At 41.0% G+C, this 23,975-nt stretch carries 32 protein-coding genes; 22 read left to right on the forward strand and 10 right to left on the reverse strand.

The features are described 5' to 3' along the window. The first annotated feature begins 16 nt into the window (after positions 1-16). The 7 genes from JV16_RS08240 (at position 17) to JV16_RS15215 (ending at position 6,071) form a co-directional block, all read left to right on the forward strand. On the forward strand, positions 17-865 hold the full coding sequence (locus JV16_RS08240; RefSeq protein ID WP_021093655.1) for a DUF72 domain-containing protein: 849 nt from the start codon (positions 17-19) through the stop codon (positions 863-865). A gap of 13 nt (positions 866-878) precedes the next feature. Next, positions 879-1,697, forward strand: coding sequence for a sulfite exporter TauE/SafE family protein (locus JV16_RS08245; RefSeq protein ID WP_021093654.1), 819 nt, complete (start codon positions 879-881; stop codon positions 1,695-1,697). A gap of 24 nt (positions 1,698-1,721) precedes the next feature. Continuing rightward, complete coding sequence (locus JV16_RS08250; protein ID WP_035062844.1) at positions 1,722-3,113, forward strand: bifunctional metallophosphatase/5'-nucleotidase; 1,392 nt, start codon at positions 1,722-1,724, stop codon at positions 3,111-3,113. A gap of 53 nt (positions 3,114-3,166) precedes the next feature. Then, on the forward strand, positions 3,167-3,469 hold the full coding sequence (locus JV16_RS08255) for a YunC family protein (RefSeq protein ID WP_009362254.1): 303 nt from the start codon (positions 3,167-3,169) through the stop codon (positions 3,467-3,469). Between the two features lie 51 nt (positions 3,470-3,520). Further along, the gene (gene yunB / locus JV16_RS08260; protein WP_019417417.1) at positions 3,521-4,267 is read left to right on the forward strand and encodes a sporulation protein YunB; all 747 of its coding nucleotides are present in this window, start codon (positions 3,521-3,523) and stop codon (positions 4,265-4,267) included. 188 nt (positions 4,268-4,455) lie between these two features. Continuing rightward, on the forward strand, positions 4,456-5,967 hold the full coding sequence (locus tag JV16_RS08265) for a sodium-dependent transporter (protein WP_021093651.1): 1,512 nt from the start codon (positions 4,456-4,458) through the stop codon (positions 5,965-5,967). Next, complete coding sequence (locus tag JV16_RS15215; RefSeq protein WP_021093650.1) at positions 5,967-6,071, forward strand: methionine/alanine import family NSS transporter small subunit; 105 nt, start codon at positions 5,967-5,969, stop codon at positions 6,069-6,071. The genes JV16_RS08265 and JV16_RS15215 overlap by 1 nt, the downstream gene beginning before the upstream one ends. A gap of 19 nt (positions 6,072-6,090) precedes the next feature. Here the strand turns inward: JV16_RS15215 and JV16_RS08270 are convergent, their stop codons facing one another. Next, positions 6,091-7,062 carry a M23 family metallopeptidase gene (locus JV16_RS08270; RefSeq protein ID WP_021093649.1) on the reverse strand — a complete coding sequence of 324 codons (972 nt, stop codon included), beginning with the start codon at positions 7,060-7,062 and terminating at the stop codon, positions 6,091-6,093. 125 nt (positions 7,063-7,187) lie between these two features. Between JV16_RS08270 and lipA the strand changes: the two genes are divergently transcribed. Then, the gene (gene lipA / locus JV16_RS08275) at positions 7,188-8,102 is read left to right on the forward strand and encodes a lipoyl synthase (RefSeq protein WP_326938189.1); all 915 of its coding nucleotides are present in this window, start codon (positions 7,188-7,190) and stop codon (positions 8,100-8,102) included. Positions 8,103-8,151: 49 nt separating this feature from the next. Here the strand turns inward: lipA and JV16_RS08280 are convergent, their stop codons facing one another. Beyond that, entirely contained in the window at positions 8,152-8,784 is a 633-nt protein-coding gene (locus JV16_RS08280) for a YhcN/YlaJ family sporulation lipoprotein (RefSeq protein ID WP_021093647.1), read from the reverse strand. Between the two features lie 111 nt (positions 8,785-8,895). Between JV16_RS08280 and JV16_RS08285 the strand changes: the two genes are divergently transcribed. Further along, entirely contained in the window at positions 8,896-9,171 is a 276-nt protein-coding gene (locus JV16_RS08285; RefSeq protein WP_021093646.1) for a YutD family protein, read from the forward strand. Positions 9,172-9,193: 22 nt separating this feature from the next. On the opposite strand, the gene JV16_RS08290 is transcribed toward JV16_RS08285, so the two are convergent. Together JV16_RS08290 and JV16_RS08295 are read right to left on the reverse strand one after the other, a co-directional pair. Beyond that, positions 9,194-9,466, reverse strand: coding sequence for a hypothetical protein (locus JV16_RS08290; RefSeq protein WP_021093645.1), 273 nt, complete (start codon positions 9,464-9,466; stop codon positions 9,194-9,196). A 37-nt stretch (positions 9,467-9,503) separates the two neighbouring features. Continuing rightward, a complete protein-coding gene (locus JV16_RS08295; RefSeq protein WP_042535182.1) occupies positions 9,504-9,770 on the reverse strand; it encodes a DUF3055 domain-containing protein in 267 nt (88 codons plus the stop codon). 115 nt (positions 9,771-9,885) lie between these two features. Here JV16_RS08295 and JV16_RS08300 point away from each other — a divergent pair, with 115 nt between their 5' ends. The 3 genes from JV16_RS08300 (at position 9,886) to JV16_RS08310 (ending at position 11,872) form a co-directional block, all read left to right on the forward strand. After that, positions 9,886-10,326: a DUF86 domain-containing protein gene (locus JV16_RS08300; RefSeq protein WP_021093643.1), complete on the forward strand. Its 441-nt coding sequence runs from the start codon at positions 9,886-9,888 to the stop codon at positions 10,324-10,326. A gap of 50 nt (positions 10,327-10,376) precedes the next feature. After that, on the forward strand, positions 10,377-11,009 hold the full coding sequence (locus JV16_RS08305) for a helix-turn-helix transcriptional regulator (RefSeq protein WP_021093642.1): 633 nt from the start codon (positions 10,377-10,379) through the stop codon (positions 11,007-11,009). A 92-nt stretch (positions 11,010-11,101) separates the two neighbouring features. Then, positions 11,102-11,872, forward strand: coding sequence for a TIGR01457 family HAD-type hydrolase (locus JV16_RS08310; protein ID WP_021093641.1), 771 nt, complete (start codon positions 11,102-11,104; stop codon positions 11,870-11,872). Positions 11,873-11,902: 30 nt separating this feature from the next. Here the strand turns inward: JV16_RS08310 and JV16_RS08315 are convergent, their stop codons facing one another. Beyond that, entirely contained in the window at positions 11,903-12,400 is a 498-nt protein-coding gene (locus JV16_RS08315; protein WP_021093640.1) for a phosphatidylglycerophosphatase A family protein, read from the reverse strand. A gap of 133 nt (positions 12,401-12,533) precedes the next feature. On the opposite strand from JV16_RS08315, the gene yutH reads away from it, so the two are divergent. The 5 genes from yutH to thrB all read left to right on the forward strand — a co-directional run bounded on the left by yutH (position 12,534) and on the right by thrB (position 17,916). Continuing rightward, positions 12,534-13,472, forward strand: a complete 939-nt coding sequence (gene yutH / locus JV16_RS08320; protein ID WP_042535184.1) for a spore coat putative kinase YutH — start codon at positions 12,534-12,536, stop codon at positions 13,470-13,472. A 47-nt stretch (positions 13,473-13,519) separates the two neighbouring features. Further along, complete coding sequence (locus JV16_RS08325) at positions 13,520-14,491, forward strand: 2-hydroxyacid dehydrogenase (protein WP_042535186.1); 972 nt, start codon at positions 13,520-13,522, stop codon at positions 14,489-14,491. Positions 14,492-14,645: 154 nt separating this feature from the next. Further along, positions 14,646-15,947, forward strand: a complete 1,302-nt coding sequence (locus JV16_RS08330; RefSeq protein WP_021093637.1) for a homoserine dehydrogenase — start codon at positions 14,646-14,648, stop codon at positions 15,945-15,947. Then, positions 15,947-17,005, forward strand: a complete 1,059-nt coding sequence (gene thrC, locus JV16_RS08335; protein ID WP_035062813.1) for a threonine synthase — start codon at positions 15,947-15,949, stop codon at positions 17,003-17,005. Before JV16_RS08330 ends, thrC begins: the two co-directional genes overlap by 1 nt. Next, positions 17,002-17,916, forward strand: coding sequence for a homoserine kinase (thrB, locus tag JV16_RS08340; protein ID WP_021093635.1), 915 nt, complete (start codon positions 17,002-17,004; stop codon positions 17,914-17,916). The genes thrC and thrB overlap by 4 nt, the downstream gene beginning before the upstream one ends. A gap of 51 nt (positions 17,917-17,967) precedes the next feature. On the opposite strand, the gene JV16_RS08345 is transcribed toward thrB, so the two are convergent. Continuing rightward, the gene (locus JV16_RS08345) at positions 17,968-18,204 is read right to left on the reverse strand and encodes a NifU family protein (protein ID WP_003398276.1); all 237 of its coding nucleotides are present in this window, start codon (positions 18,202-18,204) and stop codon (positions 17,968-17,970) included. A 94-nt stretch (positions 18,205-18,298) separates the two neighbouring features. On the opposite strand from JV16_RS08345, the gene JV16_RS08350 reads away from it, so the two are divergent. Next, positions 18,299-18,604: a YuzD family protein gene (locus JV16_RS08350; RefSeq protein WP_021093634.1), complete on the forward strand. Its 306-nt coding sequence runs from the start codon at positions 18,299-18,301 to the stop codon at positions 18,602-18,604. 11 nt (positions 18,605-18,615) lie between these two features. Here JV16_RS08350 and JV16_RS08355 read toward each other — a convergent pair whose 3' ends face one another. Together JV16_RS08355 and JV16_RS08360 are read right to left on the reverse strand one after the other, a co-directional pair. Further along, positions 18,616-18,918 (reverse strand): hypothetical protein, encoded by a 303-nt coding sequence (locus JV16_RS08355; RefSeq protein WP_021093633.1) that lies wholly within the window; start codon positions 18,916-18,918, stop codon positions 18,616-18,618. 158 nt (positions 18,919-19,076) lie between these two features. Continuing rightward, the gene (locus JV16_RS08360; protein ID WP_009362234.1) at positions 19,077-20,144 is read right to left on the reverse strand and encodes an NAD(P)/FAD-dependent oxidoreductase; all 1,068 of its coding nucleotides are present in this window, start codon (positions 20,142-20,144) and stop codon (positions 19,077-19,079) included. A 166-nt stretch (positions 20,145-20,310) separates the two neighbouring features. Between JV16_RS08360 and JV16_RS08365 the strand changes: the two genes are divergently transcribed. Continuing rightward, positions 20,311-20,550: a YuzB family protein gene (locus JV16_RS08365; protein WP_021093632.1), complete on the forward strand. Its 240-nt coding sequence runs from the start codon at positions 20,311-20,313 to the stop codon at positions 20,548-20,550. 4 nt (positions 20,551-20,554) lie between these two features. Here the strand turns inward: JV16_RS08365 and JV16_RS08370 are convergent, their stop codons facing one another. Continuing rightward, positions 20,555-21,238, reverse strand: a complete 684-nt coding sequence (locus tag JV16_RS08370) for a DUF2225 domain-containing protein (protein ID WP_021093631.1) — start codon at positions 21,236-21,238, stop codon at positions 20,555-20,557. A 146-nt stretch (positions 21,239-21,384) separates the two neighbouring features. On the opposite strand from JV16_RS08370, the gene dapF reads away from it, so the two are divergent. From dapF to JV16_RS08385, 3 genes are read left to right on the forward strand one after another with little or no spacing between them, the layout of a single operon-like run. Beyond that, on the forward strand, positions 21,385-22,239 hold the full coding sequence (gene dapF / locus JV16_RS08375) for a diaminopimelate epimerase (protein ID WP_021093630.1): 855 nt from the start codon (positions 21,385-21,387) through the stop codon (positions 22,237-22,239). A 16-nt stretch (positions 22,240-22,255) separates the two neighbouring features. Continuing rightward, positions 22,256-22,618: a HesB/IscA family protein gene (locus JV16_RS08380; protein ID WP_021093629.1), complete on the forward strand. Its 363-nt coding sequence runs from the start codon at positions 22,256-22,258 to the stop codon at positions 22,616-22,618. 14 nt (positions 22,619-22,632) lie between these two features. Further along, complete coding sequence (locus JV16_RS08385) at positions 22,633-22,956, forward strand: LapA family protein (RefSeq protein ID WP_021093628.1); 324 nt, start codon at positions 22,633-22,635, stop codon at positions 22,954-22,956. A 23-nt stretch (positions 22,957-22,979) separates the two neighbouring features. On the opposite strand, the gene JV16_RS08390 is transcribed toward JV16_RS08385, so the two are convergent. Beyond that, positions 22,980-23,975: an NAD(P)/FAD-dependent oxidoreductase gene (locus tag JV16_RS08390; protein WP_021093627.1), complete on the reverse strand. Its 996-nt coding sequence runs from the start codon at positions 23,973-23,975 to the stop codon at positions 22,980-22,982.

Raw genomic sequence — 23,975 nt, forward strand, 5'->3', positions numbered from 1 at the left:
AATGTAGGTGATGAATATGATTTATGTCGGATTAACGGGATGGGGCGACCATGACAGTTTATATCCGTCTCGGCTTGCGTCAAAAGATAAGTTACAAGCATATGCGGCTCACTTTCCAACCGTTGAAGTTGATGCGTATTTTTATGCCATTCAACCGCGTCAAAACGTTGAAAAATGGTTGACGGAAACGCCTGCGTCATTCCAATTTATCGTGAAGGCGTATCAAGGAATGACGGGGCATCAACGGGGCGACATTCCATATGCAAACAAAGACGAGATGTTTACCGCATTTCTCCAATCGATTGAGCCGTTTCAACAAGGAAATAAGCTCGCGATGGTGTTGTTTCAATTTCCGCCGTGGTTCGATTGTAAAAAAGAGCATGTTCACTATTTGCGTTGGTGTCGGGAGCGAATGAAAGATATTCCTGTGGCGCTTGAATTTCGTCATCAATCGTGGTTTTCCCCTTCGTTTTACGAAAAGACGTTGCGTTTTATGGAGGAAGAGCAATGGATTCATAGCATTTGCGATGAACCGCAAGCAGGGGAAGGATCAGTACCGACTGTTCTTCATCCAACAGATCGAAAGAAAACGCTCATTCGTCTACACGGACGCAATGTCGCTGGCTGGAATAAAAGAGATGACGAAAATTGGCGTGCCGTCCGTTATTTATACCGCTACAACGAGCAAGAGTTACAAGAGTGGGCACAACATATTCGTATGTTACAAACAAAATGTGAACACATTTACGTACTATTTAACAACAACTCAGGCGGAGATGCTGCTCATAATGCAAAACAGTTGTTGCAGTTGTTAGGCATTGAGTATACAAATTTGGCACCGCGACAATTAGATTTGTTTTCATAATGGGGGATCAAAAATGGAATATATATTTCTTTTAATCATCGGTCTTTTAGCAGGAACGATTGGTAGCCTTGTCGGTTTAGGGGGAGGGGTGATTATCGTTCCCGCGCTTCTTTTTTTAAGTGTTGCGCACGTATTGCCGACCATTTCACCACAAGTGGCTGTTGGGACATCGCTTGTTGTCATTATTTTTAATGGATTGTCATCAACTTTAACGTATATGAAGCATAAGATGGTTGACTATAAAAGCGGTTTATTTTTTTTCATCGGTAGTGGCCCAGGGGCGATGCTTGGCGCGTGGGTGAATCAACATGTACATATGCATCATTTTTCACTTTATTTCGGATTGTTTCTCATTGCCGTTTCATTTTTGCTTATGTTCCAATCGCGTTTATCTCCGTCTAATAAGCGCACGTTTTCAGTTGTGCGTACATATGTCACGAATGAAGGGGAGGAAGTGACGTACGGATATCATCCGTTTAGCGCTACGTTCATTGCGTTTGTTGTCGGATTTGTTGGTGGATTTTTTGGGATCGGTGGTGGGTCGCTTATGGTACCTGCGATGATGCTATTGTTTTTGTTTCCTCCTCACGTTGCCGTTGCGACATCGATGTTTATCGTCTTTTTATCGTCTATTGTTAGTTCAATGACGCACGTCTTTATGGGGAATGTCGCTTGGACGTTTGCTCTTTCTCTTATTCCGGGCGTATGGATTGGAGCGAAAGGTGGGGCGTGGCTTAATCGACGACTAAAAGGAAAAACGGTCGTGACGTTATTGCGAATTGTACTTATTTTACTTGGTGTTCGTTTAATCATGCAAGGACTTGGATTGTAAAAAAAGAAAGGTGTGTTGCAAGCGTTGAGGGAGACGATACATATTTATCATACAAACGATGTGCATAGCCATTTTGAGCGATGGCCAAAAGTTGTTCACTATTTACAAACGGTGAGAAAAAAGCATCAACAAAATCGCGAGCATACGGTTTTACTTGATATTGGTGATTTTATTGATCGTTTTCATCCCCTTACTGAAGCGTCAGCAGGAAAGGCAAACGTCATTCTTTTAAACGATGCTGCATACGATGCGGCAACGATCGGGAATAATGAAGGAATTACGCTTAGTCATGAACAGCTCGATACGTTGTACACGAACGCTACGTTTTCGGTCATCGTGGCGAACGTTTTTTATGAAAACGGAGAGCGTCCGCGTTGGATGAAGCCGTATATCATTATGACGTTTGGACATGTTCGCGTTGCGTTTATTGGGGTGACCGTTCCGTTTCAGACGTTTTATGAACTGCTTGGATGGCGTGTTGCCGATCCGTTTGATACGGTTGCTCAGCTCATTGAAGAGCTTTCAGAAAAAGTGGATGCCATTGTTTTATTGTCTCATTTAGGGATAAATGATGATGAAAAAATGGCTCATATGTTTCCACAATTGACTGCGATTTTAGGTGGACATACACATCACGTATTTGAACATGGAAAACGAGTGAATGAAACATTACTTTGTGGGGCAGGGAAGTTTGCACATTACGTTGGATGCTTAACATTGACGATCGATAAAAACAATCGGAAAGTAGATGCGCGTGCATATGTACAACATACCGATACGTTCGAACATGAATGCGTTGAAACAAAACGAAAATTAAATCATATGATTGAGCAAGCAACAAATGCATTGGCACAACCGATTGTGTATTTGCCCGAACCGTTACATATGGACTGGTTTTCCCCTTCTCCATTTGCGTCGCTTCTTGCGCAAGCGTTAAACGAATGGTGTGAAGGTGATATAGCGATGGTCAATGCGGGTGTTTTGCTTGCATCATTACCAAAAGGTGTTGTGACGAAAGGAGATATTCATCGCATTTGTCCGCACCCAATTAATCCGTGCAAAGTATATTTGCGCGGAAGCGAATTAAAAGAAGTCATTTTGCAAGCGGAAACGGAACAAATGAAACAGTTGCGGGTGAGAGGATTTGGATTTCGTGGCGAAGTGATGGGACAAATGGTGTACGATGGCGTCACGATCGAGAAAGAGACCATGTCGGACGGTCAAGAACACGTGCGTCGCATTTTTATTCACCATCAGCCAATTGATGAGCAAAAAACGTATGCGGTCGCAACAATTGATATGTTTACGTTCGGACACTTATATCCTGAAATATATCGTGCGAAAAAGCAATATTACATGCCCGAAATGTTGCGGGATGTGCTTGCGTGGAAGCTAAAAAACATGTATCAACAATAGGCACCCTTCGATCTTTTATTCATACATTGAATAAAAGAAAGGAGCGTGAATATATGATCGAATTAAAGCCGTTATGGATTGACGGGGAGCCGTTTACGGCCATTTCTGTTCAGTTGCCTAAAACGACGTTGTTAGCTGTTGCTAATGATAAAGGATATATTATGTGTGGGGCGTTAGATGTCGCTTTGTTAAACGAAAAATTGCGCGACCGTGGCATTGTAGCTGGAAGAGCGGTAGGCGTGCGGACAATTGATCAACTGTTAGAAGCACCGCTTGAGTCTGTTACGTTTGCTGCTGAACAATTAGGTATTTCACGTGGCATGAAAGGAAAAGACGCCTTGCTCCTGATGAAATAAAATAATAATCCCCTGCTTGATCGCATACATATAGCGTGAGAGGGGGGATTTTTGTTGTATCAACAACTACGTAAAAGAAGAAAACCGCTACCCATCCGCTATATTTTTTTAATTACCTTTGTTTTTTTTATCATTTCGACTGTTGCGAGCCTTTGGTTTATTAATAGAGGAATCGAACCAACGCTGATGGCGATCGCCGAAAAAGAAACGCGCCGCTTAGCGAATTTAGTGATCAATAATGCGATTAATCAACAAATTGCTGAGGACGACTTTCGAGTTGAAAACTTTATCAAAATTGAAAAAGATGAGCATGGGAAAATTTCTGCGATAGATTTTAATGCTACCGTTGTGAATCGAGTATTAGCTAAAACGACAAATCGTGTCCAACGAAATTTAAAAGCGGCATCAGAAGGAAAACTATCGGCGCTTGAGTTTCCAGATGTTCAAATTGAAACGGAAAAAGAACAAGGAATCGTCTATTATATCCCGCTCGGACAAGCAACGAACAACGTATTGTTAGGAAATTTAGGGCCGCGCATCCCGGTTCGTTTTTACGTCATTGGGGATGTTCATTCGGACGTAAATAAAAATATACGTCCGTTTGGCATAAATAATGCTTTAATAGAAATAGCAATCCATATTGAAGTTAACGTGCAAATTATTATTCCATTTGCAACAAAAACGGCAACGATTCAAAACGACATTCCTGTAGCGATTCAAATTATTCAAGGGGAAGTTCCACAATTTTATAATCAAGGTGGGGAAGGAAATACGTCAATTGAAATTCCAGTTGAATAATAAAAAATTCTGAAAATTTTATTTTTTGAAATATTATTTTGACAAAAAGCTTGTCCGTTGATATACTTAAAACTAAAATGAAACAAAAAAAGTCTGAAAAATTAAAATAATCGAACGAGGAGGTGCTCATCTTTTTATTGCGTAACGATATGAAAAAATCAAAAACTCACTGAGGAGGGTATTTCATTATGGAGAGTCGTCAACAATGGGGCACACGCGCTGGCTTTATTTTAGCAGCTGCTGGCTCGGCAATTGGATTGGGAAACATTTGGAGGTTTCCAGCTGTCGCATATGAAAATGGTGGAGGGGCATTTTTTCTCCCGTATTTATTTGCATTATTAACAGCAGGTATTCCAATTCTTATATTGGAATTTGCGCTTGGACATAAGTATCGCGGTTCAGCGCCATTAACGTTCGCCCGTCTAAGCAAAGGAACAGAATGGATTGGTTGGTGGCAAGTCCTTATTTCATTCGTTATTTCAACGTATTATTCCGTCGTTATTGCATGGGCGATGTCTTATACGTATTTTGCTTTCACATCAAAATGGGGAGAAAATACAGGGGACTTTTTATTCGGTGAGTATTTGAAATTAGCAGAAACACCGGGTACGTTTGGAAGTTTAGTTCCAGCTGTTTTCATTCCACTTCTTCTCGTTTGGATCATTAACTTAGCCGTTTTGTATAAAGGTGTTCGGAAAGGAATTGAAGTCGCAAATAAAATTTTCTTACCAACGCTTGTCGTTCTTTTCTTTATTATCGTCATTCGCGCTGTGACGTTAGACGGAGCGATTGAAGGATTAAATGCATTTTTCAAACCAAATTGGGATCAAATTATGAACGGAAAAGTGTGGGTTGCCGCATATAGCCAAATTTTCTTTAGCTTATCGATTGCATTCGCTATTATGATTACTTATTCAAGTTATTTGCCAAAAAAATCGGATATTACGAATAACGCATTTATTACCGGTTTTGCAAACTCAGGATTCGAGCTATTAGCTGGTATCGGCGTATTTAGCGTCCTTGGCTTTTTAGCACAACAACAAGGCGTAGAAGTAAGCGAAGTTGTTAAAGGTGGCGTTGGATTAGCGTTCGTCGTCTTCCCACAAATTATTAACCAATTCCCTGCATTCAATGAGTTTTTCGGGGTATTATTTTTCCTTTCATTAACATTAGCAGGACTGACATCGCTTATTTCTATTTCAGAAACGTATGTTTCAGCGATTCAAGAAAAGTTTGGTATATCTCGAACGAAAGCAGTTCTCGGCGGTGGAGGAGTAGCTGCACTCATCGCATTAGTATTCGCTTCAAACGGCGGATTATATTTCTTAGATGTTGTTGACTATTTCATTAACAACTTTGGTGTTGCGCTCGTTGGATTAGTTGAAGTAGTTGTCATTGCATGGGTGTTAAAAGAACTGAATGCCCTTCAAACACATGCAAATAGCGTATCAGATATTATGGTAGGCGCATGGTGGAAAATTTCGCTCTCTGTTGTCACACCAATTGTTTTAGGATACATGATGTTTGATAGCATTAAAACAAACGTGAAAGAAAATTATGGCGGGTACGATACGTTATTCGTCGTTAAATACGGATGGACTGTTGCGGCGCTTGTTATCGTTCTCGGTTTTGTTCTTTCAGTAAAACGTTGGAAAGATGGAGTACTTTCCGTTCCGACAGATAAGGAGGTTTCGAGCTAATGGAAACAAGTGCGCTTATTATGATGCTTGTCGGTATGGGAATTATTTGGGGAGGTTTTGCTGCGAGCGTCGCTCATGCAGTAAAGAAAAGTCGGCAATCATAAAAAAGATGGGGCATATGCCTCATCTTTTTTTCATGCGTTCTTGTCGTTCCCACTGTTTTAAGTAAGGATATGGGTCAAACGACCATTCCGTATAGCCGTTATCTTTATACATGCCGTAGTGAAGATGGGGTGGAAATTTCCCCGATGTGCCAGGTGGTCCGTAACCAGAACTTCCGACTGAACCGATCAACATGCCGGGCTCTACAATCGTTCCTTCCTCTAAGCCGTTAGCAAATCCGTTTAAGTGTGCAAAATAATGGTACGTATTGTTTATATCACGAATGCCGATGCGCCACCCTCCGTATTTGTTCCACCCTTTTAATTCAACGATGCCGTAACATGTTGAGCGAACAGGAGTACCATAATGTGCAAAAATGTCTGTTCCTTCATGAATACGTCTTCCGCCCCATCCGCGTGCATCTCCCCACGTACTGCGATAACTATATTCAAATCGTCTTGGAATTGGAAAAGCGTATTGATCGAGTTGTAGCGTCCCAAAATGTTTATATAGCTTTACTTTTCCTAAAATGATATCGACAGTTTTGCTTCGCTCATAATAATCCCATAGCGCCATTTTAATATGCGTATGATCTGTGCCATATGACCGCAAAAAGCGGGCGAACGCAAATAATACATCCTCGTCGTTTGTTCGATCCGCAATACCATCACCATTTCCATCTATTCCTATGCCGCCAAATTGGCTAATTGTAAATGGGTTTTGATCTTCTTTATTTTGATTGAGTGGTCCAGCCCATCGTTCAGGGGGAATGTAAATGCCGATGACTCCAGTTGGTTTTGGTAAATCGCGACGCGCTTGGCGAATGCTCCGCTCATATTGATCAACGGCTGCGAAGTAGTACCACGGAATGAGCGAGATGGCTTCTGCTTTTTTATAAAGTTCCATTCGTTGATCATACAAATCATTTGGTGCAGCAGCGAATGACTGGAACGGAATGAAAAGAAAAATGATTATGCACCATAATGTTTTCACGCATCCTTTCTCCTTTCTCCGATGTTCATATCATTAGTTTGAGGTAATCGACTGTTTTCATAAATAAAAAATGTTGGAAAAACAAACTGTTTTGTATTGTAAGGCGATAACTCGTATAATGGGTAATGTACATTAACGAGTGGAGCGTGAAAATGATGTCAACAAAAGAACAGCACCTTCGCAAACCAGAGTGGTTAAAAATAAAGTTAAATACGAATGAACATTATACAGGCTTGAAAAAAATGATGCGCGAAAAACAATTGCATACGGTGTGCGAAGAAGCGCGTTGTCCAAATATTCATGAATGTTGGGCCGTTCGTCGCACAGCGACGTTTATGATTTTAGGCGATGTATGTACGCGCGCTTGCCGTTTTTGCGCTGTGAAAACAGGATTGCCAACGGAGCTAGATTGGCAAGAACCAGAGCGTGTTGCTGAATCCGTTCGTTTAATGAATTTAAAACATGTTGTTGTGACTGCTGTTGCGCGTGATGATTTAAAAGATGGGGGTGCAGCTGTATTTGCTGAAACGGTACGTGCCATCCGGCGGAAAAATCCGTTGACGACGATTGAAGTATTGCCGTCTGATATGGGTGGTGTATATGAAAACTTAAAAACGTTAATGGACGCTCGTCCTGACATTTTAAATCATAATATTGAAACAGTTCGTCGCCTCACTCCGCGCGTTCGCGCGCGCGCAACGTATGAACGTTCACTTGAATTTTTGCGCCGTGCGAAAGAAATGCAACCGAATATTCCTACAAAATCAAGCTTAATGGTCGGGCTTGGTGAAACAAAAGAAGAAATTTTAGAAGCAATGGAGGATTTACGGGCAGTCGGAGTGAATATTTTGACGATCGGGCAATATTTACAACCGACAAAAAAACATTTGAAGGTGGAGAAATATTACCATCCTCATGAGTTCATGGAGTTAAAAGAAATTGCGTTAGCGAAAGGATTTAGTCATTGTGAGTCTGGTCCGCTCGTTCGCTCTTCTTATCATGCTGATGAGCAAGTACAATCGGCAAAAGCGAATGAGTAAACATATCATTAAGGATGTCCCTTTTATGTATGTGGGACATCCTTTTTTGTTATTGCATCATGTTCATTTCTTCGCGTTGCACACCGTTTTCATTTTCTCCGCTGCTCACTTTTCTACCTTGTGGTGACTTGAGCATTTCTTTAATCGTTTGTTGTAAAACTTGATCGACATTTTGACTATTTGCATCTAAACGGCCGAATCGCTCAATATCTTGAAACATGCGCGGATTGTCTGAAACGTATACGTGATAATAACGTGGAACGACAGAAATAGCTGTTTTTTTCACTTGATCGGCTGTTTCAAACCGATTTGTACTGTCTGTTTTGTAAACGACAAACACTGCATCGTCTGTGACAAGCGTCCCAACATCATAAACGTTCGGAAGTTGGGTGCACAGTTTGCTAATTAAATCCGCGACATTTTCGCGATTTAATACAGGTATTGTCGCATACTGTGTTGTATCACCCGGAATTGGGCTTTTTTGATGTCTTACGTAACCGAAATTTGTTAATCTCGAATCCATTCCGTTTCGGACACCATGTTCGTTATATAAATCGTTTCGTGAACGAACGTTGATCGTTGTTCCGCTTTTTTCATACAAAGATGTGGATTCGTTCATTCCTGCGCATCCAGATAATAAAGCGATTGTACTAATCCCTGTCAGTAACCATGTATTCCGCAAAACAACCCCCCCTTCTTTTTTATTATTCGTTTTATTCAAAGCGTTATAATGGTGATTGCTTGGGAGAAAGACATGTTTTATGATAGAAATGGAAAGAAGAGGTGAGGGCATATGATTTGTATTCATAATACATGTTACGAGCTTATAGAAAATGTGCGCAACGGCTTTAACGAAGAAGCGTTTCGTGCGCGCTATACGGATATTTTAAATAAATATGATTACATTGTTGGCGATTGGGGATATAATCAGCTTCGCCTTCGTGGCTTTTTTGATGACCATAACCAAAAAGCGACATATGATACGAAAATAAGTACATTATCTGAATATTTGTTTGAATATTGCAATTTTGGTTGCGCTTATTTTGTGTTACGTAAAGTGAAAAAATAGGTCAGAACGTCTGACCTATTTTTCATGAGTACGGTTGTTGGTCATTTTCGCTCGGATCATCGTGAACGGGATGTGCGCCTGGATCTTGGCGCGGAATGTTTTGGTGAAGCGATTTATACTCGTAATTGAATGCGCTGTAATATCGCTGCCCTTTTCGCCATGGGGTACTTTTATTTTGAACGGGTTCATGTTCGCCGCGTGGGGAACCGTATGGACCTTCGGGCAACGTTTCTGGTACGAGAAAATTTTTCATCGCTTCCACAGTTGAAAAATCATGATACGTTTCATCGGTCATGTGAATTCTTCCTTTCGTTTTTTACATAGCGTACCACTTAACCGACGATTTCATGTAAAAAGCTTCGCAACTCGTTTGCATCTTCTTCATTTAAGTGATATATGTGTTCAATATACCCAGGCTGTTGCAAGTCATCTGAACCGATAATCGCATATCGATTGCTTTGTAAATCGAGTACGAGCGCTTTGCCATAAAAACGGTCTGTTTGGACGATCGCTAAATCAAACCGTTTATTTTTGCCAGTGAAGCTAACAAATCGAGTTTTTGTATCTACTGTATCGTCATATAAAAAGAAACGTTCCATATTGTATCCCTCCATATCGTGTATCGTTGCTTCTTCATCTTAACAAATTTCTGTTAGCTGTGTAAAAGAAAGCGCTATGCTACAATAAAATAAAAAACAGAAAGGAAGATGAATGATGTATTTTGTTGATCGTCAAAAAATCGAAAAAACATTGAAATATATGGAGGAAGTTGTCTCCTATGTCCAACAACCGTTTCATACGCCAATTGAGAAGCTAGCGCTTGAACGGATCGGGCATGTCATTATTGAATCAATCATTGACGTTGGAAATGCGATGATTGACGGCTTTATTATGCGCGATCCCGGAAGTTACGAGGACATTATTGACATTCTAGTCGATGAACGTGTTCTTTCGGATGAAGATGGAGAGGCATTAAAACAAATCATTCATTTTCGTAAAAAGCTTGTTCAACAATACATCGACGTACCACATGACGAATTATTGAACGCATTGCAAAACTATCGCCATGTTCTTCAATCTTTTCCAACTGCTATTCGCACGTATTTACATCATGAACTTGGGCCTGTGTCCGCTTTTTTAAATGAAAATGTTTAAAAATTGTGTGTATAGGGAAAATCGTATAAAATGGAAGAGGGTGAAACGTGATGCGAAAAAAAACCTCTTCCACGAAAGAGCAAATTTTAAAAATGCTAAAAGTGCAAAAGCGGCTAACAGTCGGTGAAATGGCGGAGCAACTACAAATTACGGAGATGGCTGTCCGCCGTCATTTAAGCGCGTTAGAGCGCGAAGAACTTGTTGAATCGACGCTTGTTCGTCAACCGATGGGAAGGCCGACAAATGTGTATCAATTAAGTGTAAAAGGACATCAACGTTTTCCGCGCCACTATCAGCAAACGATGCTCGATTTTTTAGCTGATTTAGAACGGATGGGCGGAAAGCAAATGGTAGCCGAGCTGTTTCAAAATCGGCAAGAACGGATGAAAAAGCTGTATGAACGACAATTTGGCGATAAATCGTTTGATGAAAAGATCAAAGAGCTTGTTGCGGTGCAAAACGAGCATGGGTATATGTCGGAATTAGTACAACACGACGATGATTCGTTTGAGTTAGTTGAACATAACTGCCCGATTGCAGAAGTAGCTCAAGCGTATCCGATTGCTTGTGAATGTGAGCGACAGTTGTTTGAAACGCTCATTCATGAAGCTGAAATTGTTCCGAAAACGTGTTTAGCTGACGGTGATGATGCGTGTCGCTACCATATTAAGCGAAAAAAATGAACAATCGTTGACATTCGTTGCGCTCTTTTTGACAAGTGTGGCTGTTTTGCGTTAAAGTTTGAACGTGCAAGTTGTCAAAAGGAGTGGCAAAAGTGAAAACATATAAAGGATATTTAATTGATTTAGACGGTACGATGTATCGTGGGACAGAACGAATTGAAGAAGCGTGCGCTTTTGTGCATCGCCTTCATGAAAAAGGCATTCCGTATTTATTTGTAACAAACAATTCTTCCCGCACGCCGGAACAAGTGGCAGAAAAGTTGCGGAAATTTGGTATCCCTGCAACGAAAGAGCAAGTATTTACAACAAGTCAAGCAACGGCAAATTACATTTATGAAAAGAAGCCGAACGCCTCTGTTTATGTGATTGGAGAAGACGGTATTCGTCGTGCGCTTGAAGAAAAAGGATTTACATTTGCAAATGAAGATGCGGAAGTCGTTGTGATGGGGATTGATCGTAGCATTAATTACGAAAAATTAGCGATTGCTTGTTTAGCTGTTCGCAATGGGGCGCTGTTTATTTCGACAAACGGGGACATTGCGATTCCTACGGAGCGCGGACTTTTACCAGGAAACGGGTCGCTTACATCTGTCGTTGCTGTGTCGACACAAACGAAGCCGATTTTTATCGGTAAGCCAGAAAAAATTATTATGGAGCAAGCGCTTGAAGTGCTTCGTGTTCCAAAAGAAGAAACGTTAATGATCGGGGATAACTATGATACCGATATTATGGCCGGAATGAATGCAGGGATCGATACACTTCTCGTTCATACAGGAGTGACGACGAAAGAAATGTTGCAAACGTATGATCGACAACCGACGTATGTCGTTGATTCGTTAAAAGAATGGATCGAACGCATATAAAAAGGTGCCTAGTTGGGCACCTTTTAACATTTATTCGACATGGGCAGCGCGATGTGCTAGACGGCTTGAAGCAGCAGCAGCGATCGCTCCAACGATATCATCTAAAAATGTGTGGCATTGACCAGATGATTTATCATTTAATTGATGTAAAATGCCCGGTTTTTGTTTATCGATATATCCGTAGTTCGTAAAACCGATAGAACCGTATACGTTGACGATCGAAAGAGCTAAAATCTCATCTACCCCATATAATCCTTCGTCTTTTGCGATAAATGATTGGAGAGGCTCTTGTAGTAAACCCTTCTCTGCTAAAATATCGAGCTGAATGCCGGTAAATAGTGCGTTTTGTACTTCACGTTTAGCGATCACGCGATTCACGTTATGAATACATTCGTCCATTTGTAAGTCTGGATGATATTTGGATTGTAAATAATAAACGAGTTCAGCAATATGTTCGATTGTTACCCCGCGATCAGCGAGCCATTGTCGTGCGACTTGTTCCATTTTTCCTATTTTCTTTTCCTCCATCCAACTTCACCTATTTCGTTTTTTATTTTTTACAATGTATGTGACTTTTTTATGAAACGTGCGTTCATTTCCTCTCTCTTATGAAGTTTATACGTATTTTTGAAACATATACATAAGGGGAGGAGGGATGTGTATGGATTATTATTTTCGAGTTGATCATATGGAGCAAATAGGTGATCGTTTTTTCGTTCGAAGTGGAAATGACATATATGTTGCGGTACCGACGAATGAGAAAGAAAGCGACATTCAGCAGTTATATTACATGGCAATGTATATGCGAACACAAGGTGACGAAACGATTGCCACGTTGCTTCCAACGAGGACAGGGCGTTTTGTTGGCATGTTACAAGGAATGCAAGTGAGTGTGTGGAAAGTGGAAAACCGAATGAAAACAGGAGATATCGCGCAACAACTCGCATTATTTCATCAGCGTGGGCGCACATATCCGTATGATGTTTGCGCCCGAAGCCGATTTGGCAAATGGGGAGAACTATGGGGACAACGAATCGATCAATTAGAACATTTTTGGCAATTACAAGCGAGGTCTTCCGAAAAAAATGAGGTAGATGAACAATTTGTTGAGACATTTCCTTACTATTTAGGTGTTGCCGAAAATGCGGTTCAATATGTGATGGACACGCAATTAGATGAAGCTCCGATGCGCGGCGATATGCCGACGATTTGTCATGAACAATTTACGCCCGAAACATGGCAAATGGGGAAAATACCAACGGATTGGGTGTTTGACCACGCAAGTCGCGATGTTGCGGAATGGATTCGAAAGCAGTGGTTAACGAAACAATCAGATGAAACGATTGTGCGTTTTTTACAAACGTATGAACATGTGCAATCGCTTAGCCGTTTTTCTTGGCGAATGATTTATGCCCGATTATTATTTCCGCTTCATTATTTTCAGTCGATTGAAAACTACTATGGATCAGAAGGTGATATGCGACAACGCTATGCGCAACAATTACGACAAGTATTTGAAGAGACTGACGTATATGAACAAAAACTTCGTCATTTTCATGATATAACTACTGTTTCTATTCCTCGTCTTGATTGGTTATAAATATGATACAATAAAGCGGATGACAATGTGCTAAAGGGGTCGAGGATATGGGAAGACCATATGTTTTCATTACAAGAAAACTACCAGATGATATCGTTGCGCCGTTATATGACAAATACGATGTAAACATGTGGCCGCATGAGCATCTTGTTGTTCCGCGCGATGTGCTACTTCAAGAAGCAAGCCGAGCAGAAGCATTAATTACGATGTTGTCTGATCGCATTGATGAGGAGTTATTGAAACAAAGTCCGAAGCTTCGCGTCGTTGCGAATGTGGCCGTCGGTTACGACAATATTGACGTAGAGGCAGCGACAAAACGAGGGATCATTGTTTGCAATACGCCTGATGTATTGACAGAAACGACAGCGGATTTAACATTTGCTCTCCTGTTAGCAACGGCAAGAAGATTGATTGAAGCAGCCGAGTTTATAAAAGAAGGAAAATGGAAAAGTTGGAGTCCGCTTTTACTTGCAGGGACGGATGTTCACCATAAAACGATTGGAATTGTCGGTATGGGGAAAATCGGGCAAGCCGTTGCGCATCGGGCAAAAGGATTTCATATGCGCGTATTATACTATAATCGTTCACGAAATATGGAAGCCGAACGAACACTTGGTGCGATGTATTGTTCGTTTGATGAGTTGCTTGAACAAGCGGACTTTGTCGTCTGTTTAGCTCCGTTAACGAATGAAACGTATCAATTGTTTAACCGCGAAGCATTTATGAAAATGAAGCGATCAGCTATGTTTATTAACGCGGGACGCGGGGCAGTTGTGGACGAAGAGGCGTTATATGATGCGTTAATCAACCGACATATTGCTGGTGCGGGGCTAGATGTATTTGCACAAGAGCCAATTCGTTCGGATCATCCGCTGTTACAATTGCCGAACGTTGTTGCTTTGCCGCATATCGGGAGTGCGACGAAAGAAACGCGGTACGCGATGATGCAACTATGTTGTCGCAACGTAATAGCCGTGCTAGAAGGAAAGAAGCCTTATACACCTGTGCAGAGCCAATAGGCTCTTTTTTTATTTTTTTAGAAAATTTTTAAACATAAAACGTTTTCATATGGTACGATAATGAAAATAAGGATTGTAAAAGAAATGGAGATCCTCTATAATGTCTACTATATAAAAACAAATGTTCATTACAGAAAAACAAGAGGTGGGGAAGATGGTAAAAAGCGTGTCAGTTGGATTATTAGGATTAGGAACGGTTGGCAGTGGAGTTGTGAAAATTATTAAAAACCATCAAGATAAATTAATGCATCAAATTGGTTGCCCTGTTGAAATAAAAAAAGTTGCTGTGCGTGATCGCGATAAAAAAAGAGATGTCGTTTTGCCAGAGGCAGTATTAACGACAAACGTAGAAGAAGTCATTCATGACCCAGACATCGATGTTGTCATTGAAGTCATGGGAGGCATTGAAGAAACGCGACGATATATATTACAGGCATTAAAGAACGGAAAACATGTTGTGACGGCAAATAAAGACTTAATGGCACTATATGGAACAGAGTTGCTTGCTGTTGCATCTGAGCACGGTTGCGATTTGTTTTATGAAGCAAGTGTCGCGGGGGGAATTCCGATTTTACGCAGCCTTGTAGACGGATTAGCTTCCGATCGAATTACAAAAATGATGGGCATCGTAAACGGGACGACAAACTATATTTTAACAAAAATGAGTAAATTTAATAAAAAATATGAAGAAGTATTAGCGGAAGCGCAGGCGCTCGGTTATGCTGAGGCGGATCCGACATCAGATGTAGAAGGACTAGATGCAGCAAGAAAAATGGCGATTTTAGCTCGTCTTGGTTTTTCGATGAACATTGATTTGCAAGATGTATACGTCAAAGGGATTACCGGAATTACGGAAGAAGATTTAAATTACAGCAAACGACTCGGTTATACGATGAAACTAATTGGTATTGCCCATAGAGATGGAGAGAAAGTAGAAGTGAGTGTGCAACCGACATTGTTGCCAGAAACACATCCACTTGCGTCTGTCAATGATGAGTATAATGCCGTTTACGTTTACGGAGAAGCGGTTGGAGAGACGATGTTTTACGGTCCGGGAGCAGGAAGCTTACCGACAGCAACATCCGTTGTGTCGGACTTAGTTGCTGTAATGAAAAATATGCGCCTTGGGGTAAATGGGAGAAGCGCAGTTACCCCACAATACGATAAGCAGTTAAAAGACGATAGCGAAATATACTCGAAATATTTCTTACGCATTCATGTAAAAGATCAAGTTGGAGCGTTTGCGAAAATTACATCACTTTTTTCAGAGCGCGGAGTAAGTTTTGAGAAAATTTTACAATTACCTTTAAAACAAAAAGACTTGGCAGAAATTGTTCTCGTTACGCATCAAGCATCTTTAAAAGATTACCGTGATGTGTTGCAACAGTTGCGCGATTTAGAAGTTGTCGAAGAAGTGAAAAGTTCGTATCGAGTAGAAGGGGAAGGTGCGTTGTAATGTGGAGGGGATTGTTGCATCATTATCGTGACTATTTACCGGTGACAGATAAAACACCGATGTTATCGTTAAATGAGGGGAATACACCGCTCATTCCGCTCATTCATTTGTCGGAAAGACTCGGTGTAGAATTATACGTTAAAGCAGAGGGAGCAAACCCAACAGGATCTTTTAAAGATCGTGGGATGGTCATGGCTGTTGCGAAGGCAAAAGAAGAAGGAAGCGATACAATTATTTGCGCTTCGACAGGCAACACGTCTGCCGCCGCTGCTGCGTATGCTGCACGAGCAAATATGCGTTGCATTATCGTCATTCCTGACGGGAAAATTGCGCTCGGAAAGTTGGCGCAAGCGGTCATGTATGGGGCAGAAATTGTTGCGATTCAAGGAAATTTCGATCATGCATTAAAAATGGTGCGTCGTTTAAGCGAAATGGCTCCGGTGACGCTTGTCAATTCGGTCAATCCGTATCGTATTGAAGGGCAAAAAACAGCAGCGTTTGAAATTTGTGAGCAACTCGGGCAAGCCCCTGATATTCTCGCTATTCCAGTCGGAAATGCAGGGAATATTACAGCATATTGGAAAGGGTTTAAACAATTTCATGAAAAGCATGGAACAACATTGCCGCAAATGCGTGGGTTTGAAGCAGAAGGAGCGGCAGCAATTGTTCGTAACGAAGTGATTGAAAATCCAGAAACGATTGCAACAGCAATTCGAATCGGTAATCCCGCGAGCTGGGAATATGCTGTTCAAGCTGCGAACGAATCGGGAGGAAAAATTGATGAGGTGACAGATGCCCAAATTTTAGATGCGTACCGCCTACTTGCACGAGAAGAAGGAATTTTTGCAGAACCTGCTTCATGTGCGTCGATTGCTGGTGTAATGAAACAAGTCGAGAGCGGCGAAATTGCAAAAGGAAGCCGAATTGTTGCAGTGTTGACTGGAAATGGATTGAAAGATCCAAATGTAGCGATGGACGCAACGAATATTCAACCGATCGTCTTGCCAAATGATGAAGAAGCGGTGTTTGCGCACATTCAAGGAGCTGTCCTTCAATGAACGATGGAGAGATGTTAAAAATTGTTGTCCCAGGAAGTACAGCCAACCTTGGACCTGGCTTTGATTCGATCGGATTAGCTGTATCGTTGCATTTAACTTTAGAAGTTGTCCGTGCGGAAATGTGGGAATTCGTCCCGAAAACAAGTGAAGTGAAAAGTATTCCAACAGGCGAAAGCAATTTAATTTATCAAGTAGCAAATGAACTAGCTCGTCAGTATGGTGTGGCGTTGCCGCCGTGTCGCGTGTTTGTATCAAGTAATATCCCATTTACGAGAGGGCTAGGTAGTAGTGCAGCGGCGATTGTAGCAGCCATTGAGTTAGCAAATGAGCTTGGGCGTCTTGATTTGTCACAAGAGGAAAAAATGCGCGTAGCTAGCGTATATGAAGGTCATCCTGACAATGTCGGTGCTTCTTTATATGGGGGAGTAGTCATTGGAAGTCATTTGAAAGACCGTACACATATTGTACACATTCCTTCCATTCCAGTTGATTTAATTGCTGTCATTCCGACGTATGAATTGGAAACGAAAAAGTCTCGCACAGTTCTTCCAAGCGCATTTACGCGCGAGCAAGCCGTCGAGGCAAGCGCAATTAGTAACGTGCTTGTGGCGGCATTGTTTACAAATCATTGGTCGCTCGTTGGTGAGATGATGGATGCCGACTTATTTCATCAACCATATCGTGAATGTCTCGTACCTGAATTGCCCCATGTGCGTACAGTAGCGAAACGGAACGGAGCATTTGGGGTAGCGCTAAGCGGTGCTGGTCCGACTGTTCTTTGTTTTGCTGAACAAGGGAGAGGGAAAGAAGTATATGATGCGCTTGTGGCAACATTTCTACATTGTGATGTTCGCATGTTGTCAGTAGAAACAAAGGGGAGTTGTGTATATAAAATGGCGTTAGAGAAATAAATGATTTTCTTCATATGAAAAGGGGTGCACATTTCGTACACCCCTTTTTCTTTAAAACACTTGTTCAACTTCAACAACGCCAGGAACTTCTTCAAGTAATGCGCGCTCAATACCAGCTTTCAATGTGATCGTTGAGCTTGGGCAGCTTCCGCACGCACCGAGAAGGCGAAGTTTAACAACGCCGTCTTCTACATCGACTAATTCACAATCTCCGCCATCGCGAAGTAAAAATGGACGAAGTTTATCTAATACTTCTTGTACTTGTTGTTTAATATCTTGATCTGCCATTTTCATCGACTCCTTTCACTAATTTTATTATAATCATCATGATGAAAAAAATCTATCAACGTTACTTAACTTTTTTCCAGGGGAGAGAATAAATATGATTGAAATATGTGTGTATGGGGCGGATATGATTTGTGCTTCTTGTGTCGGTGCACCATCATCAAAGGATACGTATGAATGGCTTCAAGCTGCCGTTTCGCGCAAATATCCGAACGATTCATTTCAATTTGTGTATGTCGATATTTTTCATCCGCCAGAAGATGAAGAAAAACGTCAATTGGCACAAAGGGTAATTGACGAAGACTTATTTTATCCTGTCGTTGTCATTGATGGGGAGATTGTTGACGAAGGAAATCCGAAATTAAAAAACATTTATGAAGCAATTGAAAAAAGGGCGAAGTAACTCGCCCTCATTCATTTTACACAACGCAAATCAGTAATTTGGGCTTCATGTTCAATGGAACGTTTAGAAAGTACATCTAAAATACGCTCTTGTCTTTTCTGATTTGCTTCAATATTTTTGACGATTTCATTCGTTTCAAGTACAGCTTGTTGGATCATTTTCAAGTCTTGTTTTGTGGCCATGGCTTTGAGGTCTTCTTTTGTGGCCATGTTTTCGAGATCTTGTTTTGTAGCCATTGTCTGTTTCATATTATTCATTTCTGCTTGAAGTTCGTTTAACTTTGTGAGAACTTGCTGGAGAACCGCTTCCAACACTTATCCCTCCTTTCTACTGGTTATGTGTATAAAGAAAACACCTTAATAAAATCTAAGGTGTTTTCGGCATGAGAAGATCATTATTTTGTTATGCTATGCTTATCATACCATAGTGTCAAACAAAAAACAGCATATGTTTATACGAAAAATGTAGGCAATTAATATCCGTTATGGTACTTGTACATCCATAAGACGCCTGATTTTAGTAGGCGCGGAACCCGTCCGGTTAGTGGGCGATCGGCAACGAGGCCAAAGCCATGTTTTTTGCCTAATGATCCTAAAATACCTTTTAACTTAATTGGCGGAAATTCGCTTGGTGGTTCTTCGTCTTTCCAGCGTTTTTGTAATACTTGAGCGATTTGTTCTGCTTGTCCTTCGGCAAGTTGGGCGCTCGGAGCGTGCGGTAAGCTTGCGCAATCTCCAACAACATATACATTTTCTATATTTGGAATATGATGTCGAGGTGTTAATACGACACGCCCTTGACTGTCTTTTTCCACATCGAGTTCGCGGACGACACGATTCGGTTGAATGCCGGCAGTCCATACAATCGCATCGCAATGGATTGCTTCGTCATGATTATACAACGTATGTTCCTCAACTTTTGTAATATTTGATTGACGAATGAGCTCTACACCATGCGAATGAAACCATTGCTCTACATAATGGCTTAGCCGTTCTGGAAACATAGATAAAATGCGTGTGCCGCGGTCAAATAGTTTAACGTGTAAATCTGGACGACTTTCAACTAATTCACTTGCCAATTCTACACCGCTTAACCCAGCACCGACGACACCGACGATGCTATGTGGTGGGAGATTGCTTAGTTTTTGATACGTTTCTCTTGCTTTATCAATTGTTTGAATGCTATAAGTAAAAATGTCTGCACCGGGTACACCGTGATATTTATCTTCACAACCTAATCCGATGACTAAGTCATCATACGGAATACACGTTCCGTCTTGAAGATGAACAACTTCATGATGTAAATCAATTTTTTTGACCTCACCAAAAACGTAAGATAGGCGAGGGTGTTCTGGGAATGGAACACGAATGTGCTGGTCACTAATTGTCCCAGCAGCTAAAGCATAATATTCTGTTTTTAAACAATGGTATGGAACACGATCAATTAATGTAATATGGATATGTTCTGGTAAATTCGGAAGGATGCGGAGTAAGATGCGCATATTTCCGTATCCGCCGCCAAGTAGCACGAGGTTTCTCATGGAAGCTTTCCCCTTTTGATAAAATTCGACCACTAAAAGTATAGCGAAATTGTGACAAAATAACAACATTTTTTCGAGAAACATGAATAATTAAGATGTTTTTCTTATGTCAATATTACATCATTTTTAGTGAAAGTGTTATAATATTAAGATTGAGGTGAATACATTGTTGAAACCGATCGTTGAATTTTGTATAAGTAATTTAGCAAATGGTTCGCAACGCGCGCTAGAGCAACTTGAAAAAGATCCGAATTTAGACATTGTTGAATACGGATGTTTAGGATACTGTGGAAAATGTGCCAATATGTTATTTGCGATGGTAAATGGGGATATTGTTACAGCAGAGGATGCAGAGCAGCTCGTTGAGCGAGTGTATGAATATATTGAAGAAAATCCAATGTTTTAGGGGGCTATTGTGCCCCCTTTTTTTCTTCACGAATTTCTTGCCAACGGTCGTAAGCCATATTGACAATTCCTTTTTCAATCGTCTCTTTTTTTCTAGCGATCACGCGCGAAAAATAAATGATCGCTTGTTTTTCTTTTCCTAGCCTACGATACAATTCTCCGATTAAATACAATAAGCGCACTTCGGACATATGTGTGTGAACAAAATCATCAGCCTCATAAGAAGCGATATATTGCTCGAGTGCTAATCGCATAAATCGCCGTTCTTCTTCGATTTGTTGGTTTGAACGATATAACCAGGCAAGACGCATATAAAGTCCAGCGAGCGTAATATGTTTTTCTTTTTTCAATGTGGCGGAATAAATGCCGAGCTTGTATGTATCAATGGCCTCAGCAAATGTACGAGCCCCACTGTAATTTTTCCCACGCCAATTGGCGCAAATGTTTTGTTGAATGGCCTCAAGCGTTTGTGGTGGAAAATACGTTGAAAATTCTTCTGTTGCCGCAAATCCGCAATGTGGACAAACGTGTACATAATACAAAAGCGGATTCGCTTCCTCGCTCGCATAATATGAGCAAAAGTCAGTGTCGTGCCGAATGGGACGAATGAAACGTGAACGGATTTTTTTCGTTGTATATGTTTGTTTACAAACAAGACATGTGACGGTACGATCATATAAAATATCCATTATGTTCCCTGCCTTGTATGATTGATAGTTATATTATACTATATGTCTCTCGGATTGCCTGTGACTTTTTATATATTTGTAAAAAAGTTGTCACGTTCATGGCAACGATGTATAGTGTTATTAAACATGTATGCGGAGGGACAGCTATGAGAAGTTTTTCGTTCACGAAAATGCATGGATTAGGGAATAGCTATATTTATGTCAATATGTTTAAAGAGCGTTTAGCAGAAGAGGAATTATCGTATATTGCAAAGCGAGTGGCAAATGTACATACAGGGATCGGATCAGATGGACTTATTTTAATTTGCCCGTCCGATGTAGCATCGGTGAAAATGCGTATTTTTAATAGCGATGGATCGGAAGGGAAAAATTGTGGCAACGGGTTGCGATGCGTAGCGAAATATGTATATGAGCATGGCATCGTTCAAGAGGAACAGTTTATGATTGAAACGTTATCAGGTCTTGTTCAAGCTCGCGTTTTTGTGGAAGACGGAAAGGTCAATAGTGTGGAAATCAATATGGGAAAACCTCGTTTATCTCGTGGAGAAATACCGATGGTCGGAAAAGAAAACGATGTCGTCATTAACGAACGAATTGATTTTGCAGGGCATACGTATTATATGACAGGTGTATCGATGGGGAATCCTCATGCGGTGTTTTATGTTGATCGTATTGAGGAGGCGCCGGTAACGACGCTTGGACCGATCGTTGAAAAAGATGAGCGATTTCCAGAGGGAATGAATGTCGAGTTTGTAGAAGTGGTGAATGAACGTGAGCTCCATTTTCGCGTATGGGAGCGAGGATCAGGGGTAACCGAAGCGTGTGGCACGGGAGCATGTGCGGCGGTTGTGGCGTCGGTGCTAAATGGAAAAACGAAGCGAGATGAAGAAACGGTTGTTCATTTAGCTGGTGGAGATTTGTATATTACGTGGAAAGAAAATGGCGATGTGTTGATGCGCGGTGCTGCAGAAACGATTTGCACAGGTGTATACTATTATTAAAAAGGAGTGAAGTTAAATGGAAAAAATTGTAGAACTCACAGAAAAAGCAGCGGAGCAAGTGAAACAGATGATGAAAGAAAGCGGAGAAGAAAACGTTTATTTTCGTGTCGGTGTTTATGGTGGAGGATGTAGCGGATTATCTTATGCGATGGGATTTGAGCATCAGAAGCGTGAAGAGGATTATGAGTTTGAACAAGACGGTTTGCGTATATTAGTCGATAAAGAAAGCGCGCTTGTATTAAAAGGAACGACGATTGATTACGAACAAGGGGCGATGGGTGGCGGATTTACGATTCATAACCCGAATGCTATCGCTTCGTGCGGATGCGGTTCATCGTTTCGTACAGCGACACATGCTGGTACACCAGAAGAATGTTGAGGGGTGATTATATAGTGAAGGGACAAAGAAACATTATCTTTGGACTGATATTCGCGTTGCTCGTAGCGTTATTTTCCATTGCCAATGTCCAAAATGTAGAGGTAAATTACATCGTTGGTTATTTTGAAACACCGTTAGTTATTGTGATTTTAAGTTCTGTTATATTGGGAGCATTGATTGTTTTTTTCGTCGGTGGATTGAAACTTGTTAAGATGAGGAACTATACAAAGAAGCTAGAAAAGGAAATTGAACAATTGCAAGCTGCTGTGAGAGAAAAAGAGATGCCTGGAGAAATAGAACAAGTATGTTTGGAAGAAGAAAAAGGGGCTTCCCTATAACTATGGGAAGCCTATTCTTTCTCTTATTCAAACATCGATGTAGAATGGAGCGGTTGTACTTTTGCGCTTGGATCAATGTATGATTTTGCGTTGTTGACCGCTGTTGGCGCTTCACCGAATCCGCAAGCGATTAATTTTACTTTTCCTTCATATGTGCAAATGTCGCCGGCTGCATACACACCTGGAATGTTTGTTTCCATTTTGGAGTTTACTTTAATAGAGTTTTTCTCGATTTCTAATCCCCACTCTTTAATTGGGCCGAGCGAAGAAATGAAGCCGTAGTTGACGATAACGGCATCGACATCAATCGTCTCGCGAGCTTTCGTTTTTACTTCTTCTAAAACGACTTGTTTGATACCGTTTTCATCTCCAATTAATTCGACAGGAACGAACGGTGTTTTGACGTCGACAGACGAGTTCATTAAGTTTTCAACGCTATGTTCATGGGCGCGGAATTTATCGCGTCGATGCACGATCGTTACTTTTTTAGCAATTGGCTCAAGCATAAGCGCCCAGTCAACGGCAGAGTCGCCACCACCGCATACAAGTACATGTTGACCAGCAAATTTATTTAAATCATCAACGAAGTAATGTAAGTTTTTTCCTTCGTACTGTACTGCGCTTTCGAGTTCTAATCGACGAGGTTGGAATGCACCGTTTCCTGCAGTAATAATGACCGCTTTGGAATAATGGATTTCCTTATTTGTTGTTAGTTTAAATGTACCATCTTCCAATTTTTCTAACTTTTCAACAGACTGTTCTAAACAAACAGTTGGGTTAAATTTGCTCATTTGCTCTTTTAAATTGTCGATCAGTTGTTGGGCGCGAATTTTTGGAAATCCCGCTACATCATATATGTATTTTTCTGGGTAAAGTGCAGAAAGTTGTCCGCCAAGTTGCGGTAAACTCTCGATAATTTTCACCGTTGCTTGACGCATTCCCCCGTAAAACGCCGTAAACAAGCCAACAGGTCCGCCACCGATTACAGTAATATCGTACAGTTTTTGATCTTCTTTCAC

It is taken from the genome of Anoxybacillus ayderensis (genome assembly GCF_000833605.1).
Taxonomy (GTDB): Bacteria; Bacillota; Bacilli; order Bacillales; family Anoxybacillaceae; genus Anoxybacillus; species Anoxybacillus ayderensis.

Excerpts from the sequence above, each read along its gene's own strand:
- JV16_RS08240 (WP_021093655.1), top strand. The coding sequence starts at position 17 with ATGATTTATGTCGGATTAACGGGATGGGGCGACCATGACAGTTTATAT.
- JV16_RS08245 (WP_021093654.1), top strand. The coding sequence starts at position 879 with ATGGAATATATATTTCTTTTAATCATCGGTCTTTTAGCAGGAACGATT.
- JV16_RS08255 (WP_009362254.1), top strand. The coding sequence starts at position 3,167 with ATGATCGAATTAAAGCCGTTATGGATTGACGGGGAGCCGTTTACGGCC.
- JV16_RS08265 (WP_021093651.1), top strand. The coding sequence starts at position 4,456 with ATGGAGAGTCGTCAACAATGGGGCACACGCGCTGGCTTTATTTTAGCA.
- JV16_RS15215 (WP_021093650.1), top strand. The coding sequence starts at position 5,967 with ATGGAAACAAGTGCGCTTATTATGATGCTTGTCGGTATGGGAATTATT.
- lipA (WP_326938189.1), top strand. The coding sequence starts at position 7,188 with ATGTACATTAACGAGTGGAGCGTGAAAATGATGTCAACAAAAGAACAG.
- JV16_RS08285 (WP_021093646.1), top strand. The coding sequence starts at position 8,896 with ATGATTTGTATTCATAATACATGTTACGAGCTTATAGAAAATGTGCGC.
- JV16_RS08290 (WP_021093645.1), bottom strand. The coding sequence starts at position 9,466 with ATGACCGATGAAACGTATCATGATTTTTCAACTGTGGAAGCGATGAAA.
- JV16_RS08295 (WP_042535182.1), bottom strand. The coding sequence starts at position 9,770 with ATGGAACGTTTCTTTTTATATGACGATACAGTAGATACAAAAACTCGA.
- JV16_RS08300 (WP_021093643.1), top strand. The coding sequence starts at position 9,886 with ATGTATTTTGTTGATCGTCAAAAAATCGAAAAAACATTGAAATATATG.
- JV16_RS08305 (WP_021093642.1), top strand. The coding sequence starts at position 10,377 with ATGCGAAAAAAAACCTCTTCCACGAAAGAGCAAATTTTAAAAATGCTA.
- JV16_RS08315 (WP_021093640.1), bottom strand. The coding sequence starts at position 12,400 with ATGGAGGAAAAGAAAATAGGAAAAATGGAACAAGTCGCACGACAATGG.
- yutH (WP_042535184.1), top strand. The coding sequence starts at position 12,534 with ATGGATTATTATTTTCGAGTTGATCATATGGAGCAAATAGGTGATCGT.
- JV16_RS08325 (WP_042535186.1), top strand. The coding sequence starts at position 13,520 with ATGGGAAGACCATATGTTTTCATTACAAGAAAACTACCAGATGATATC.
- JV16_RS08330 (WP_021093637.1), top strand. The coding sequence starts at position 14,646 with ATGGTAAAAAGCGTGTCAGTTGGATTATTAGGATTAGGAACGGTTGGC.
- thrC (WP_035062813.1), top strand. The coding sequence starts at position 15,947 with ATGTGGAGGGGATTGTTGCATCATTATCGTGACTATTTACCGGTGACA.
- thrB (WP_021093635.1), top strand. The coding sequence starts at position 17,002 with ATGAACGATGGAGAGATGTTAAAAATTGTTGTCCCAGGAAGTACAGCC.
- JV16_RS08345 (WP_003398276.1), bottom strand. The coding sequence starts at position 18,204 with ATGGCAGATCAAGATATTAAACAACAAGTACAAGAAGTATTAGATAAA.
- JV16_RS08350 (WP_021093634.1), top strand. The coding sequence starts at position 18,299 with ATGATTGAAATATGTGTGTATGGGGCGGATATGATTTGTGCTTCTTGT.
- JV16_RS08360 (WP_009362234.1), bottom strand. The coding sequence starts at position 20,144 with ATGAGAAACCTCGTGCTACTTGGCGGCGGATACGGAAATATGCGCATC.
- JV16_RS08370 (WP_021093631.1), bottom strand. The coding sequence starts at position 21,238 with ATGGATATTTTATATGATCGTACCGTCACATGTCTTGTTTGTAAACAA.
- dapF (WP_021093630.1), top strand. The coding sequence starts at position 21,385 with ATGAGAAGTTTTTCGTTCACGAAAATGCATGGATTAGGGAATAGCTAT.
- JV16_RS08380 (WP_021093629.1), top strand. The coding sequence starts at position 22,256 with ATGGAAAAAATTGTAGAACTCACAGAAAAAGCAGCGGAGCAAGTGAAA.